This window comes from Streptomyces sp. CNP082 (assembly GCF_059570535.1).
This window is the reverse complement of sequence record NZ_JCANSZ010000004.1, coordinates 314886-329647: the sequence shown is the minus strand read 5'-3', so window position 1 is coordinate 329647 and position 14762 is coordinate 314886. Positions and strand designations below refer to the sequence as shown.

Below are 14762 nucleotides of genomic sequence, written 5' to 3'. Positions count from 1 at the left end.
GGGCGTGCTACTCGTTGGCCGCGCGGCGGCGGGGGGGGGGGGGGGTTGCTCCGGGGGCGGGGGTGGGGTTTGCGGGGTCGGCGGGTGGGGTTTCCGGGTGCGGTTTGCGGGGTTCCGCCGTGCTGGAGCGGGCCGAGCTCCAGGTGTCCGGGGCGTCGAAGTCCAGGCCCCGGGTGGCGCGGGGGGCCACCGGGGCGGTGACGTACGTGGGCAGCGGGACCGGTACGGGGTCCCAGCCGGCGTCCGCGGGGCGGTCGCGCTCGCGCTGCTGGTCGACCCACTCGGCGTGGTCGGTCTGCTCCACCAGCGCCCTGCGGTCCGCCTCGTACGCCGCCGCCGGGGCGTCGAAGGGGGCAGTGGCGGACGGGTCGCCGGCGTCGGTGCCGTCCCCGGCCTCGCCGTCGCCCTCCCGGGGGTCGTCGGTGCTGTCGTGCGGCCGGCGGGCCGCGGCTTCGCGGTCCTCGTGCAGGCGGCGGGCCGCCGCCTCGCCGCGGGCCTGGTCCGCGGTGAACGTGCGGCGGCGGCGCTCCTGGGTGCGTACGCGGACGACGTACGCCGTGAGCAGCAGGCCCGGGACCACGACGGCCCACAGGAAGCGGGGGCCGCCCACCGAGGCCGCCACGGCGCCCGCGGTCAGCGCCACGAACAGCAGCGTGAGCGTGCGCCTGCGGCGCGCCAGCACCCGTGCCCGCGCCCGGCGTTCCGGGGTCGTCTGGGGTGGCTGGTTGCGCGCGGGGGCGGGCGGCTCCGCGGCGGGGGCGGGGGCGTCTTCGGGGGCGGGCGCGCCCGCCTGTGCGTCCGTACGCCCCGCCGGTTCCTCCTCCGCCCTGGCCTTCGCCGCCGCTCCCGGGCGCGCCACCGGCGCCGCCGGGGTCTCCTTGCGGGTACGGCGCGGGCGCGGGGCGGCGGCGCGGGGGTCGGTGACGGGCACGGCAGCGGCCCGGACGTCCACCACGCCGGGGGCGGCGGGTGCGGCGTCCGGGCTCTCGTCGTCGTCTCCGGCGTCCTGGCCGGAACCGGAGACCGGGCCGGAGTCGGAGTCGGAGCCGTCCTTGTCCTGGGCACGGTCCGCCCCGCCCCGCCCGGTCAGCAGCCGGATGGCGGTGCTGAAGCGTTCCGTCGGACGGGCTTCGTTCAGCTCGTCCTGCCTACGGAGCCACATCGGCACCAAGTAGGCGGCCCAGGCCCCGACGATCATTGCGTAGATGAGGCCGCTGCTGCTCACGCCTTACACGGTAGAGGCCGCGGCGACAGCGCATGGGCCAATTGGCTCGGTGTGTCGCACCATCTGGCTGATATCTCGACCTTTTCTTCTGACTTTTTACGGACGCGATATCGAATCTTTGTTTTATTTCTCGGAGTGGTGCAGCCCTCGCCACCGGTTGACCAGCCCCTCCGGCACTTCCTCGGCCGTCAGCGCGAACACCAGATGATCGCGCCAGGCGCCGTCGATGTGCAGGTAGCGCGGGCGCACACCTTCTTCACGGAAGCCCAGCTTTTCCACCACACGACGGCTCGGCATGTTCTCCGGGCGGATGCAGACTTCGATGCGGTGCAGCCCCACCGTCCGGAAACAGTGGTCCACGGCGAGCGCCACCGACGTCGGCATCACACCGCGGCCCGCGAAATCCCGGTCGATCCAGTAACCGACGTGCCCCGAACGCATCGAGCCCCACGTGATACCCGCCACGGTCAGTTGTCCGCACAGCGTGCCCTCGTACTCGATGACGAAGGGCAGCATCCGGCCCGCGCTCGCCTCGCTGCGCAGGTGCCGGACCATCTGCCGGAACGTGGGGCGGCGGGTGTGCGGGGTGCCCGGGGGCGGCGGCGGGAGGGTGGCCTCCCAGGGGCGCAGCCAGTCGCGGTTGCGCTGGTTGATCTCCCGCCAGGCGCGCTGGTCGCGCGCGCGGATGGGGCGGAGGGTCACCGGTCCCTCCGCCAGCACCGCGGGCCAGGACGCGCTCAGTGGGCACCGCCGGGGTGTCTGGGGCGGTCGTCCGCCGCCCGCGGGGCGTCGTCGGCGGCGCGCGCGTGGTCGCCGCCGTGCACCTGGTCGACCGCGTGCGGCAGCAGTTGCGCCAGCACCGCGAGCCCGTCGCGTACGCCGCCCGACGAGCCGGGGAGGTTCACGATGACCGTACGGTCCGCGACCCCGGCAAGTCCGCGGGAGAGCGCGGCGGTGGGCACCTTCGCGTACCCGTACGCCCTGATCGCCTCGGGCACGCCCGGCAGTTGGCGGTCCAGCACCCGGGCGGTCATCTCCGGGGTGCGGTCGGTCGGCGAGACGCCCGTGCCGCCGGTGGTCAGGACCACGTCGTAGCCGGCGGCGACCGCCTCGCGCAGCACCGCCTCCACGCTCTCGCCGTCCGGCACCACCCGCGGGCCGTCCGCGGCGAAGCCCATCTCGGTCAGGCCCGCCACGAGCAGCGGGCCGCCCGTGTCCGCGTACACCCCCGCGGCTGCCCGGTTGGACACCGTGACCGCCAGGGCCCTCACGACCGGCTCCAGTCGCCGGACTTGCCGCCGGTCTTCGTCTCGACCCGTACGTCCGTGATGACCGCCGCCTTGTCGACGGCCTTGACCATGTCGACCACCGTGAGCGCCGCCACCGACACCGCGGTCAGCGCCTCCATCTCCACGCCCGTACGGTCCGTGGTGCGCACGGTCGCCGCGATCTCCACCGCGTCGTCCGCGACGCGGAGGTCGACGGTGACGCCGGACAGGGCCAGCGGGTGGCAGAGGGGGATCAGATCGGAGGTGCGTTTGGCGCCCATGATGCCGGCGAGGCGGGCGGTGGCCAGGGCGTCGCCCTTGGGCAGCGTCTCGCCGGGCGCGGTGCCGCGGAGCAGCTCGACGACGTGCGGCGAGACGAGGACCCGGCCCGAGGCGCGGGCGGTGCGCGCCGTGACGTCCTTGGCGGAGACGTCGACCATGCGGGCGGCGCCCGTGTCGTCCAGGTGGGTCAGGCGGCTGTGCTGGCTCTGCTGGCTCATGGCGTCAGGAGCTCCCGGGGTGAATGCGCGCGGAGCCACCGTACCTCCACGGCCTGCCGTTCGGCTCCGCGCGTCTGCCCTGGTGCGGCCCTGGAGTGGCCCTGGCGCCGCCCTGGAGCGGCTCAGTCGAGCAGGACGACGTCGACGGCCGACCCCGGCGTCACCTCCGTGGTCTCCTCCGGCACCACGACGAGCGCGTTCGCGCGCGCCAGCGCCGCGATGAGATGCGACCCGGCGCCGCCCACGGGGGTGACCACGGCGTCGGGCGCCGCGCCGCCGTCCGTGCCCCCCTGCTCGTACCAGCCGCGGAGGAACTGCCGGCGGCCGGGCGGGGAACTCAGCGGCCCGTCGCCGGCGAGGCGCGCCCGCACCACCGGGCGGTGCACCGGCTCCACGCCCATCAGCCTGCGGATCACCGGCCGGACGAACATCTCGAAGGAGATGTACGCGCTGACCGGGTTGCCCGGCAGCGCGAACAGCGGGGTGCGGTCCGCGCCGATGCGGCCGAAGCCCTGCGGCTTGCCCGGCTGCATGGCCAGCCGCCGGAACTCCACGCCGCCGCCCGCCTCGCCGTCCAGCTCGGCCAGCGCCTCCTTCACCACGTCGTACGCCCCGACGCTGACGCCGCCGCTGGTGACCAGCGCGTCCGCGCGGATGAGCTGGTCCTCGACGGTGGCGCGCAGGGTCTCGGCGTCGTCGGCAACGGCGCCCACGCGGTAGGCGATGGCGCCCGCGTCGCGGACGGCGGCGGTCAGCGCGTAGCTGTTGGAGTCGTGGATACGTCCCGGGGCGAGCGGCTCGCCCGGGGGCACCAGCTCGCTGCCGGTGGACAGCACGACGACCCGCGGGCGCGGGCGGACCCGCACCGTGCCGCGGCCGATGGCGGCGAGCAGCCCGATCTGCGCCGGGCCGAGCACCGTGCCGGCGCGCAGCACCAGGTCGCCGGCGAGGACGTCGCTGCCGCGGGTGCGGACGTGCCGGCCGGCGCCGGCGGGCGCGTAGATCCGCACTTCGCCGCCGGCGCCCGCGGGCGACTCGCTGTGCGGGCGCATGGCGTCGACCCTGCCGCGGCCCGTGCCGCCGTCGGTCCACTCCACGGGGACGACGGCCTGCGTGCCTGGCGGCAGCGGGGCGCCGGTCATGATGCGGGCGGCCTCGCCGGCGCCGACGTGCGGCAACTCGGCGCCGCCGCCGGCCGGGACGTCGCCGATGACGCGCAGCACGGCGGGGAACTCGTCGCTCGCGGCCTCGACGTCCACGGTGCGCACCGCGTACCCGTCCATGGAGCTGTTGTCGAACGGCGGAAGGGCGACGGCGGCGGTGACGTCCTCGACGAGGACGCAGCCCTGGGCGTCGAGCAACTGCATCTCCAGCGGCTCCAACGGGCGGATCTGCCGCAGTATGTCGTCGATGTGCTCCTCGACGGACCACATTCCGGAGGGCCGGCGCCCCGGCCGGTCCTCCCGCGGGGTGGTCTCCCCGGCGGTCTCCGGCTCCTGCTCTCCCGCCTCCGTCGCGCCCTTCACGGCCTTCCTCAATCCGCCATCTCCTCGGCGACGTACTTCCGCAGCCATGCGCGCAGGTCGGCGCCGAGGTCCTCGCGCTCGCACGCGAGGCGGACGATCGCCCGGAGGTAGTCGCCGCGGTCGCCCGTGTCGTACCGCCGGCCCTTGAACACCACGCCGTGCACCGGGCTGGCGAGCTCCTGGTCCGTCGCCAGCCGCTGCAGCGCGTCGGTGAGCTGGATCTCGTTCCCCCGGCCGGGCTCGGTCGTACGCAGCACGTCGAAGACCGCGGGATCGAGCACATAGCGGCCGATGACCGCGTAGTTGCTGGGCGCGTCGGCGGCGGCGGGCTTCTCGACGAGGCCGGTGACCCGCACGACGTCGCTGTCCGCGGTGGTCTCCACGGCCGCGCAGCCGTAGAGGTGGATCTGCTCGGGGTCGACCTCCATCAGCGCGATGACGCTGCCGCCGTGGTCGGCCTGGGCGCGCACCATGCGGGCCAGCAGGGGGTCGCGCGGGTCGATGAGGTCGTCGCCGAGGAGGACGGCGAACGGCTGGTCGCCGACGTGCTCGGCGGCGCACAGCACCGCGTGGCCGAGGCCGCGGGGGTCGCCCTGGCGGACGTAGTGGATGTTGGCCAGGTCGTTGGACTCCGCGACCTTGGCCAGGCGCCCGTCGTCGCCCTTCCTGCGAAGGGCCTCCTCCAGCTCGTGGTTGCGGTCGAAGTGGTCTTCGAGCGGTCGCTTGTTCCGCCCGGTGATCATGAGGACGTCGGTGAGTTCGGCCGAGACGGCCTCCTCGACGACGTACTGGATCGCGGGCTTGTCGACCACGGGCAGCATCTCTTTCGGCGTCGCCTTGGTCGCCGGCAGGAAGCGGGTGCCGAGGCCGGCGGCCGGGATGACAGCCTTGGTGATCCGAGTACGCGAAGAATCCATGTTCAGCACCATAAGGGTAGGTACGGACAAGTGAGCAGCGACCAGGCCAGAAAGGCGGCGTTGCGCCGCACCCTACTCGCGGCGCGGGCCGCCGTGCCGCGGGGTGAGGCGGAGGCGGCGGGGCGGCGGCTGGCCCGGCGGGCGCTGGAGCTGCCGGAGCTGGCGGGGGCGCGGACGGTGGCGGCGTACGTGTCGGTGGGGCGCGAGCCGGGCACGCGCGAGTTGCTGGAGGCGCTGCGGGAGCGCGGGACGGCGGTGCTGCTGCCGGTGCTGCTGGCGGACGGCGACCTGGACTGGGCGGAGTACGGCGGGCCCGGGGCGCTGCGGGCCGCCGGGCGCGGGCTGCTGGAGCCGGCCGGGCCGCGGCTGGGGCCGGAGGCGGTGCGGGCGGCGGAGGCGGTGCTGCTGCCGGGGCTGGCCGTCGACGGCCGGGGGCTGCGGCTGGGGCGGGGCGGCGGGTCGTACGACCGGGTGCTGGCGCGGCTGGCGGCGGGCGGGGGCGAGTCGGGCGAGGCCGGCGGCGGTGGTGCGGACGGCGGCGGTGGTGCGGGCAGTGGCGGTGGTGCGGGCGGCGGCGGGGTTCCGGGGCGTACGGGCGCGGACCCCCGGCGTACGGGAGCGGACAGCGGCGCGTCCGCCGCCGGCGCGCCGTCCGCCGCCGGGCCCGCCCTCGTCGTGCTCCTGTACGACGGCGAAGTGCTCGACCACGTACCCGCCGAGCCCCACGACCGCCCCGTGACCGCCGCCGTCACGCCCTCCGCGGTGCACCGCTTCCCGCGGCCGTAGCCTTCTTCCGGCCGCCGGGCCCGTACGCCTCACGGCGACAGCGTCATCGTGTCCTTCGCGGCCTCCTGCACCGCCTTGTCCGAGAACGGCCACTCGTACAGCTCGCCCTTCGCCCACGCCGTGGTCTGGTCCGTGTAGTTCGGGTGGAAGGCGTGCCCCGAGGCGCCGGAGAGGTTGACCCAGCCCGAGGCGTCGAGGTCCGCCAGGTCCACCACCATCCGCATCGACGGCACCCACAGCACGTCGTATCCGCCCGCCGCGTTCCAGCCGGTGGCGTTGACGGCGGCCTCACCGCCGCTGAGGTTCCACGGGCCGCGGTTGAGCAGCCACTGCACGATGCCCGGCCCCTCGGTGCCCAGCGTCTGGTTGCGCAGCATCAACTGGTGCAGCCGGCCCCAGGTCCAGGTGTCGATGTCCTTGCCGAGCTCGGCGGTCAGCTCCCAGCGGGCGTCGTCCATGGCGTGCGCGAACAGCTCGTCGCGGTTCTCGTCGAGGGGCTCGCCGCGGCTGTCGGTGGTCTTCCACCAGCGGTTGTCCTCGTCCTTGAGGATGCTCCGTACGACCTCGAACCACCGGTCGCCGCCGTCCGGCTGGGCGGCGTCCGCGTCGCGCTCGCCGCACTCGCGCACGGTGGCGGGGCCGTCGGGGTTCGCCGCCGGATTGGCGGGCGGCACGCGCAGGCACTCGCCGTCCGGGCGCAGTTCCTTGGGCATCTTGTCGCCGAAGGAGAGCTTGAGGATGTTGCGGAAGACGGCGTTGAAGTACGCGGCGGCGGAGGAGTCGGTGTCCTGGCTGTAGTCCCAGTCCTTCAGCAGGTCCTGGGCCTCGCGCACCATCGGGTCGTCGATCTCGATCTCCAGCAGCAGCGGGGTGAGGAGTTCGGCGATCTCGCTGTGGTTGTCGAGCTGCATGGTGCGCATGTCGTCGGGGGAGATCTTCCCGCCGTCCTTGATCTTCTCCTCGATCAGGCGGGTGATGCGCTGGCTGCGGGTGCCGTAGCCGGGGTCGGTGGTCAGCCGGTACGGGTAGTCCCGCTCGTCGATGACGGCCTGGTTGGCGGTGACGATGTAGCCGCGGTCGGGGTTGAGCTCCCAGGGCAGCGCCTCGAAGGGGATGTAGCCGTTCCAGGAGTACGCCGGGTTCCAGCCGGGTGCGGGCAGGCTGCCGTCGCCGCTGCCGCGCCGCGGGATCTTGCCGGGCGCCTGGTAGCCGATGTTGCCGTCGGTGTCGGCGTAGACGAGGTTCTGCGAGGGCACGGCGAAGTCGCGGGCGGCGGCGCGGAACTCGTCGAAGTCCGCGGCCCTGTTGATGCCGAAGACGGCGTCCATGGTGCTGGACGGCTCCAGGGCGGTCCAGCGCAGCGAGACGGCGTAGCCGTCGCCGCGGTCGGGTGCGGAGTTGCCCACGGGGGCTTCCTTGCCGACCTCCTTCAGCTCGTCGCTGCGGTCGGAGATCACGGGGCCGTTGCGCGTGGTGCGTACCGTGATGCGCTTGTCCTCGCCGTCCGCGACCTTGATCAGCTCCTCGCGGGTGCCGAACTCGCGGGTCTCGCCGTCGTACAGATAGCCGTCGTCCTCGACCTTCTCCAGGTACAGGTCGGCGACGTCGGCGCCCAGGTTGGTCAGCCCCCAGGAGATGTCGGCGTTGTGGCCTATGACGACGCCGGGCATGCCGGAGAAGGAGAAGCCGCTGACCTCGTACGGGCACTCGTCGCTGACCCTGGTGCACTGCAGGCCCATCTGGTACCAGACGGAGGGCAACTGCGCGGCCAGGTGCGGGTCGTTGGCGAGCAGCGGCTTCTCGGTGGTGGTCAGGTCGCCGGAGACCACCCAGGAGTTGGAGCCGATGCCGCTGCCGCTGGGGCCGAGGAGGTCGGGGATGTCGTCCATGGTCTTCGCCAGCGAGCCCATCTGGCTCCTGAGGCCCTCGGAGGCGGCGCTGTAGGTGTTCTGCGCGCCCAGGTCCCCCAGCCCTCCGGGCGCCGTCTGCGCCCCTGTGGCGCTGCGCGGCTCGTAGCCGCCGGCGGTGGCGGAGCCGCCTTCGACGATGGGCTTGTTGCGCTTGTACGGGTACGGGGGGTAGAGGTCGGCGATCTCGCCCTCGTCGAAGCGCTGGGAGAGCAGCGCGCGGTCTGTCTCGTCCTCGACGTTGGCCCGCAGGTCCCACGCCATCGCCTTCAGCCAGGCGACGGAGTCGACAGGGGTCCACTTCTCGGGCTCGTAGTCGTTGACGAACCCCAGGGCGGCGTACTCCGCGGACAGGCTGGAGCCGCTGTGGTCCGCCAGATAGGCGTTGACCCCGTCGGCGTAGGCACGCAGGTATTTCTTGGTCTCGGCCGACAGCTCCTCGTCGTACTCCTTCTGCGCCACCTGCCGCCAGCCCAGCGTGCGCAGGAACTCGTCGGTCTCGACCTGCTCCGCGCCGAACATCTCCGCCAGCCGGCCCGACGTCATGTGCCGGCGGACGTCCATCTCCCAGAAGCGGTCCTGCGCGTGCACGAAGCCCTGCGCGCGGAAGAGGTCCTCGGCGCTGTCCCCGTAGAGCGTCGGCACCCCGCGGGCGTCGCGCTTGACGGTGACCGGGGAGGTCAGGCCGGGCAGTTTGAGCGATCCGGTGGTCTGCGGGAAGGAGTCGCGCACCGTGCTGACGGCCCAGAACGCGGCGGCGCCGACGCCCAGCACGAGCACGGTGGCGAGACCGATCGCGACGAAGATGAGGCGGCGCCTCTTGCCTGCCGTGCGGCCGTTCTCGTTGACGGGCATGCCTGTCCTTCTGGAGCCAGCGGAGCACTTGCTGGAGCAACCTTAGGCGCCCGGTCAAGGGCCTCCGTACGGCCCCTGGACTGTCTCCGGAGCGGCAGCCGGACGGACACTCCGGGTAAATTCTCCGTCAAGGCATAAAAGACGAGAGGGAGAAAGCTGTCAGTCGAGGAACTCAACAAGCTCGCGCTCGTCGCCGCCCTGGTTCTGCTGGTCGCCGTCGCGGCGGTCCGGCTCGCGTCCCGCAGCGGCCTGCCCAGCCTCCTGCTGTACATGGGCATCGGCGTCCTCGTCGGCGAGGACGGACTCTTCGGCTACGTCTACGACGACGCCGAGCTCACCCAGGTCTTCGGCTACGCGGCGCTCGCGCTGATCCTCGCGGAGGGCGGCCTCAGCACGACGTGGCGTGAGATCAGGCCCGCGCTGCCCGCCGCCGTCGTGCTGTCCACCGCCGGCGTCGCGACCAGCGTCCTGGTCACGGCGGCCGGCGCGTACTACCTCGTCGGTCTGGAGTGGAAACAGGCGCTCATCCTGGGCGCCGTCGTCTCCTCCACGGACGCCGCGGCGGTCTTCTCCGTCCTGCGCAGGGTCCCGCTGCCCAAGCGGGTCACGGGCGTGCTGGAGGCCGAGTCCGGGTTCAACGACGCGCCCGTGGTCATCCTGGTCGTCGCCTTCTCCACCACGGGGCACGTGGAGAGCTGGTACGTGCTCCTCGGCGTGATCCTGCTGGAGCTGGCCATCGGGGCGGCGCTGGGGCTGGCGATCGGCTGGCTGGGCTCCCTCGCGCTGCGGCACGTGGCGCTGCCGGCCTCCGGCCTGTACCCGATCGCGGTGATGGCCATCGCCATCGTGGCGTACGCCGTGGGCGCTCTGGCGCACGGCAGCGGCTTCCTGGCGGTCTATCTGGCGGCGATGGTCCTGGGGAACGCGAAGCTGCCGCACTGGTCGGCCACCCGCGGCTTCGCCGACGGGGTGGGCTGGCTGGCGCAGATCGGGATGTTCGTCCTGCTCGGGCTGCTGGTGACGCCGCACGAGCTGGGCGACGACATCGTGCCGGCGGTGGTCGTCGGGCTGGTGCTGACCATGGTGGCGCGGCCGGCGTCGGTGATCGTGAGCCTGCTGCCGTTCCGCATCCCGTGGCGGGAGCAGACCCTGATGTCGTGGGCGGGGCTGCGCGGCGCGGTGCCGATCGTGCTGGCGACGATCCCGATGGTGAACGACGTCCCCGGCTCCGGCCGGGTGTTCAGCATCGTCTTCATGCTCGTCATCGTCTACACGGTGGTGCAGGGGCCGACGCTGCCGCTGGTGGCGCGGTGGCTGCGGCTCGGGGACGGCGAGGGGGCGTACGACCTGGGCATCGAGTCGGCGCCGCTGGAGCGGGTGCGGGGGCACCTGCTGTCGCTGTCGGTGCCGGAGCAGTCGCGGATGCACGGGGTGGAGATCGGCGAGCTGCGGCTGCCGCCGGGGGCGGCGGTGACGCTGGTGGTGCGGGAGGGGGCGAGCTTCGTGCCGGCGCCGACGGACGCCCTGCGGCGGGGGGACGGGCTGCTGGTGGTGACGACGGACGAGGTGCGGGACGCGACGGAGCAGCGGCTGCGGGACGTGGGGCGGGGCGGCAAGCTGGCGCGGTGGCTGGCGGCGGACGAGCGGGGGGCGGGGCGGGGGCCGGGGTAGGCGGGGGTGCTGGGGGTGCGGGGGTGCTGCGCCGTCGCGGTCTTCGGGCGCCGGGTGCGTTCGGTAGGGTCAGGGTGGAATTCGTACGAACAGATGTCTCTGTCTGATGCAGGGCCGGCGCGCCTGACGGGTGCGTACAGCGGACGGCCCTCGGTGCGTACCGACGGGCTCGCTCCTCGCCCCCTCGCGGGCATGCGTGACCGGCGCGGTCGGTGCACTACCAGGCAGCAGGAAGGACCGGGCCGTGTCGCGCCCGCCCCAGCCTTCTCCCTCGGGATCACCTTCGGGACCGCCTTCGGAATCGCTCCCTGGTGCGCCGTCCGGCGCCACCCCGGATCGGCACCACGCAGCGCGCGCCGGTGCGCGGCCCGGCTACCGTCAGTTGTTGCGCACGCCCGGTGCCCGGAGCTTCGTCCTCCCCGGCTTCGCCGCACGGCAGCCGTTCGCGATGCTCACCATGAGCATCGTGCTGCTCGTGGAGCACACCTCCGGCTCGTACGCTCTGGCCGGCACGGTGGCCGCCGCGGCGGGCCTGTCCATGGCGCTCTGCGCGCCCCTCAGCGGCACGCTCGCGGACCGCTACGGGCAGCCCGCGGTGCTGCTGCCCAGCGTGCTGCTGCACGCCGCCGCGGCGGCCCTGCTGAGCGTGCTCGCGCTGGCGGGTGCGCCGGGGTGGGCGCTGGTGGCGGCGGCGGTGCCGACGGGTGCGTCCATACCGCAGATCGGGCCGATGGTGCGGGCCCGTTGGTCGCATCTGTTCGCCGCCGGGCCTGATCCGCGTACCCCGTTGCAGCACACGGCGACGGCGTTCGAGTCGGTGACGGACGAGTTCACGTTCGTCGTCGGGCCGGTGCTCGCCGCGGCGCTGTGCACGGGGGTGCACCCGGCGGCGGGGCTGGTGGCCGAGGGGGCGCTGACGCTGGCGGGCGGGCTGCTGTTCGCCGCGCGGCGCCGGACGGCGCCGCCGGTGGGGGGTACGGACCGCACGGACCGCACGGGCCTGCCGCGGGGGCGGCGGGCGTCCGCGCTGCGGGCGCCGGCGCTGCCGGTGCTGGTAGCGGCGTTCTTCGGGGTGGGGGCGGTCTTCGGCGGCATGCAGGTGTCGCTGACGGCGTTCAGCGAGTCGATCGGCCGCCCCGGGCTGAGCGGGGTCCTGTACGGGGTCTTCGCCGCCGGCAACATGCTCACCGGCGTGGCCATCGGCATGATCCACTGGCGCGGCCCGGCGCAGCGGCGCCTGCTCGTCGCGTACCCGCTGCTGGTCGCCACGGCCTCCGGGCTGTGGGCCGTGGCGGAGCTGGAGTCCGCGGCGGCGCTCGGCGGCCTCGGCCTCGCGGTCGGAGTGTGCATCGCACCGGCGCTGATCACGGGCTTCACACTGGCGGACGCGCTGGTGCCCCCTCAGGCGCGTACGGAGGCGTTCACGTGGCTGTCCGGCGCCGTCGCGCTGGGGCAGGCAGCCGCGACGACGGCGGCCGGCCGGCTGGCCGACGGGCCGGGTGGGCACGCCGGGTTCCTCGTACCGCTGGCGGCGACCGCGCTCGCGTGCGCCACACTGCTGCTGCTCCGCCGGCGGCTGCGGCCTGCGTACAGCCACGTGACAATCACGGTCCGTGGCGGCGGTCGGCCGGCACCCGCGCCGGTGGACTGACGGGCGGGAATGCTGCATGATGAAGCGTCGTTAGCACTCAACAGTTGAGAGTGCCAGGAGGAAGCACGTGCCGACCTACCAGTACCAGTGCACCGAGTGCGGCGAGGGCCTCGAAGCGGTGCAGAAGTTCACCGACGAGCCGCTGACGGTGTGCCCCGCCTGCCAGGGGCGGCTGCGCAAGGTGTTCTCCGCGGTCGGCGTCGTCTTCAAGGGCTCCGGGTTCTACCGGACAGACAGCCGCAGCGGGTCCGGTTCGAGCGGGTCGGGTTCCGGCAAGTCCGGGTCGGGGTCGAGCGAGAAGAAGAGTTCGGAGTCGTCGACTTCGTCTTCATCCTCCTCGTCGTCTTCTTCTTCGAGTTCTTCGGGTTCGTCGACTTCCTCGGCGTCTTCGTCCTCTTCTTCCTCGTCGTCGTCCAAGTCGTCCAGCGGCACGTCCGCGGCCTGAGGGCGCCGATCCGGCTGCGGTTATCGTTGCGGCATGGCTGAAGCAGCGGCAGGACAGGCAGAGATCGGCGTCATCGGGGGGTCCGGGTTCTACTCGTTCCTTGAGGACGTCACGGAGATCGCCGTCGAGACACCGTACGGACCGCCGAGCGACTCGCTGTTCCTCGGCGAGATCGCGGGACGGCGCGTCGCCTTTCTGCCCCGGCACGGCCGTAAACACCATCTGCCGCCGCACCGGATCAACTACCGTGCCAACCTGTGGGCGTTGCGCTCCCTGGGCGTACGGCAGGTCCTGGGGCCGTGCGCCGTGGGCGGCCTGCAGCCGGAGCACGGGCCGGGCACGCTGCTCATACCGGACCAGATGGTGGACCGTACGAAGTCGCGCGCGCAGACGTACTACGACGGCGAGCAACTGCCCGACGGCTCCACGCCGAACGTCGTGCACGTGAGCCTGGCCGACCCGTACTGCCCGGCGGGGCGCGGCGCCGCGCTCAAGGCGGCGCAGGAGCGCGGCTGGGAGGCGGTCGACGGCGGGACGCTCGTCGTCGTCGAGGGCCCGCGGTTCTCCACGCGGGCGGAGTCGTTGTGGCACCGGGCGCAGGGGTGGGCCGTGGTCGGGATGACCGGGCACCCGGAGGCGGTGCTGGCCCGTGAACTGGAGCTCTGCTACACGTCGCTGACGCTGGTGACGGACCTCGACGCGGGCGCCGAGACGGGCGAGGGTGTCTCGCACGAAGAGGTGCTGGAGGTCTTCGCGGCGAACGTGGGGCGGCTGCGGGACGTGCTCTTCGACGCGGTGGAGCGGCTGCCGGCGACGGCGGACCGGGACTGCTTGTGCGCGGGGGCGTTGGCGGGGATGGACCCGGGGTTCGAGCTGCCGTAGCGGCCGGTTGGGCTGCCCCGAGGAGGCTTGGGCGGCTTGGGCGGCCTGGGGCGGCTTGGGAGCCTCGGGCGGCCGGGTTATCCACAACCGGGGAGTTATCCACAGCCTGGAGCGGGGAGGGCGGGGATCAGGCAGAGTCGAGGGCGTTACGGAACGCGATCGACTTGTCACGAACAGGTGGTGGCCCTCATGTCTGCCCTGGCCCGCTCTCTTCCCGGCTCTTCTCTGACTCCTCCTCCCGGTTCTCCCGGCGCTGACGCCGGCCTGCGGCAGGGCGAAGCGGGCGCCGGTGGCGGCGGGTGGGCCGGCGCGGTGGCTGCACGCGAGGCCGGCGCGGTGTCTTCAGGCGAGGACAGATTGGCGGCTGCACGCGGGGGCGGCGGGTGGGCGGCGGGGCCGGGGCCGTTGCCGCGGGGGGCGCCGCCGCCGCGCGGGGTGCCGCAGTTCGCGCCGCTGCGCCCGGCGCACGGGGCCCGGCTGCGGCGGGCCGTGTCGAGCCGGCGACGGCTGCTGGCCGCCCTGCTCGCCATGGTGGCGGCGGCACTGGCCGCGGCGCCGCGCAGCGACGCGGAAGGTCCGCCGCCCGCCGCCGCCCCGGACGGACCGGAGAGCGGAGCCCCCGGTGACGCCGCCGCCCCGGCCGCCGAGGGGCGGGACAGGGGCGGCACCGCCGGCGCGGAGGTGCTGGCGCCGGTGCGGATCGCGGACGCCGGGGCGGTCGGGCTGCTGACGCCGGGCGATGTGGTCGACGTGCTGGCTGCCGACGGCGAGGACGGCGGCCCGGCGCGGGTGGTCGCACGGGCCGCCCGGGTGGCGGAGATCCCGGGGGCGGTGGGAATTCCAGCCACGGAGCAGGGAGCGGACGCGACGGGGACGGCGGAGGCGGGGGGAGCGACCGGGGCGCCGGAGTCCGCACCGGTGCCGGGCGGGGCTGCCGCGCCGGAGGCCCCGGAGGGGCAATGGCCCTCGGGAGCACCGGGGTTGACGGCGTGGGAGGACGGGACGCTGGTGGTGCTGTCCGTGCCACGGACGGCGGCTGCGGCACTGGCCGGCACGAACGCCGGCGAACGGCTGGCGGTGACGCTGCGATGACGACAGATGCACGGATCGCCACCGATATGAGGGTGAG

Annotated in this window: 13 protein-coding genes; 6 read left to right on the top strand and 7 right to left on the bottom strand. The window is 74.0% G+C overall.

Going from position 1 to position 14762, the window contains the following annotated elements; genetic code table 11:
- Window positions 1-7 precede the first annotated feature (7 nt).
- The 6 genes from B124_RS05800 to galU all read right to left on the bottom strand — a co-directional run bounded on the left by B124_RS05800 (window position 8) and on the right by galU (window position 5436).
- Window positions 8-1225: a SepX/GlpR family protein gene (locus B124_RS05800; RefSeq protein ID WP_496501545.1), complete on the bottom strand. Its 1218-nt coding sequence runs from the start codon at window positions 1223-1225 to the stop codon at window positions 8-10.
- Window positions 1226-1348: 123 nt separating this feature from the next.
- Entirely contained in the window at window positions 1349-1927 is a 579-nt protein-coding gene (locus B124_RS05795; RefSeq protein ID WP_496501544.1) for a GNAT family N-acetyltransferase, read from the bottom strand.
- A 35-nt stretch (window positions 1928-1962) separates the two neighbouring features.
- A complete protein-coding gene (locus tag B124_RS05790; protein WP_496501543.1) occupies window positions 1963-2496 on the bottom strand; it encodes a MogA/MoaB family molybdenum cofactor biosynthesis protein in 534 nt (177 codons plus the stop codon).
- Complete coding sequence (gene moaC, locus B124_RS05785) at window positions 2493-2993, bottom strand: cyclic pyranopterin monophosphate synthase MoaC (RefSeq protein ID WP_496501542.1); 501 nt, start codon at window positions 2991-2993, stop codon at window positions 2493-2495. The genes B124_RS05790 and moaC overlap by 4 nt, the downstream gene beginning before the upstream one ends.
- Before the next feature lie 122 nt (window positions 2994-3115).
- On the bottom strand, window positions 3116-4426 hold the full coding sequence (gene glp, locus B124_RS05780) for a molybdotransferase-like divisome protein Glp (protein ID WP_496501570.1): 1311 nt from the start codon (window positions 4424-4426) through the stop codon (window positions 3116-3118).
- A gap of 101 nt (window positions 4427-4527) precedes the next feature.
- Entirely contained in the window at window positions 4528-5436 is a 909-nt protein-coding gene (galU, locus tag B124_RS05775; protein WP_496501541.1) for a UTP--glucose-1-phosphate uridylyltransferase GalU, read from the bottom strand.
- 30 nt (window positions 5437-5466) lie between these two features.
- On the opposite strand from galU, the gene B124_RS05770 reads away from it, so the two are divergent.
- Window positions 5467-6222 carry a 5-formyltetrahydrofolate cyclo-ligase gene (locus tag B124_RS05770; protein ID WP_496501540.1) on the top strand — a complete coding sequence of 252 codons (756 nt, stop codon included), beginning with the start codon at window positions 5467-5469 and terminating at the stop codon, window positions 6220-6222.
- Window positions 6223-6251: 29 nt separating this feature from the next.
- Here the strand turns inward: B124_RS05770 and B124_RS05765 are convergent, their stop codons facing one another.
- Complete coding sequence (locus B124_RS05765; protein WP_496501539.1) at window positions 6252-8984, bottom strand: penicillin acylase family protein; 2733 nt, start codon at window positions 8982-8984, stop codon at window positions 6252-6254.
- Between the two features lie 156 nt (window positions 8985-9140).
- On the opposite strand from B124_RS05765, the gene B124_RS05760 reads away from it, so the two are divergent.
- The 5 genes from B124_RS05760 to B124_RS05740 all read left to right on the top strand — a co-directional run bounded on the left by B124_RS05760 (window position 9141) and on the right by B124_RS05740 (window position 14725).
- Complete coding sequence (locus B124_RS05760) at window positions 9141-10655, top strand: potassium/proton antiporter (RefSeq protein WP_496501569.1); 1515 nt, start codon at window positions 9141-9143, stop codon at window positions 10653-10655.
- A gap of 382 nt (window positions 10656-11037) precedes the next feature.
- The gene (locus tag B124_RS05755; protein ID WP_496501538.1) at window positions 11038-12306 is read left to right on the top strand and encodes an MFS transporter; all 1269 of its coding nucleotides are present in this window, start codon (window positions 11038-11040) and stop codon (window positions 12304-12306) included.
- A gap of 67 nt (window positions 12307-12373) precedes the next feature.
- Window positions 12374-12751, top strand: a complete 378-nt coding sequence (locus B124_RS05750; RefSeq protein ID WP_496501537.1) for an FmdB family zinc ribbon protein — start codon at window positions 12374-12376, stop codon at window positions 12749-12751.
- A 33-nt stretch (window positions 12752-12784) separates the two neighbouring features.
- The gene (locus B124_RS05745) at window positions 12785-13633 is read left to right on the top strand and encodes an S-methyl-5'-thioadenosine phosphorylase (RefSeq protein ID WP_496501536.1); all 849 of its coding nucleotides are present in this window, start codon (window positions 12785-12787) and stop codon (window positions 13631-13633) included.
- Window positions 13634-13990: 357 nt separating this feature from the next.
- Window positions 13991-14725: a hypothetical protein gene (locus tag B124_RS05740; protein WP_496501535.1), complete on the top strand. Its 735-nt coding sequence runs from the start codon at window positions 13991-13993 to the stop codon at window positions 14723-14725.
- Window positions 14726-14762: the final 37 nt, after the last annotated feature.

Coding starts and splice junctions, on each gene's coding strand:
- galU (WP_496501541.1), bottom strand. CDS start 5,436: ATGGATTCTTCGCGTACTCGGATCACCAAGGCTGTCATCCCGGCCGCC.
- B124_RS05765 (WP_496501539.1), bottom strand. CDS start 8,984: ATGCCCGTCAACGAGAACGGCCGCACGGCAGGCAAGAGGCGCCGCCTC.
- B124_RS05745 (WP_496501536.1), top strand. CDS start 12,785: ATGGCTGAAGCAGCGGCAGGACAGGCAGAGATCGGCGTCATCGGGGGG.
- moaC (WP_496501542.1), bottom strand. CDS start 2,993: ATGAGCCAGCAGAGCCAGCACAGCCGCCTGACCCACCTGGACGACACG.
- glp (WP_496501570.1), bottom strand. CDS start 4,426: ATGTGGTCCGTCGAGGAGCACATCGACGACATACTGCGGCAGATCCGC.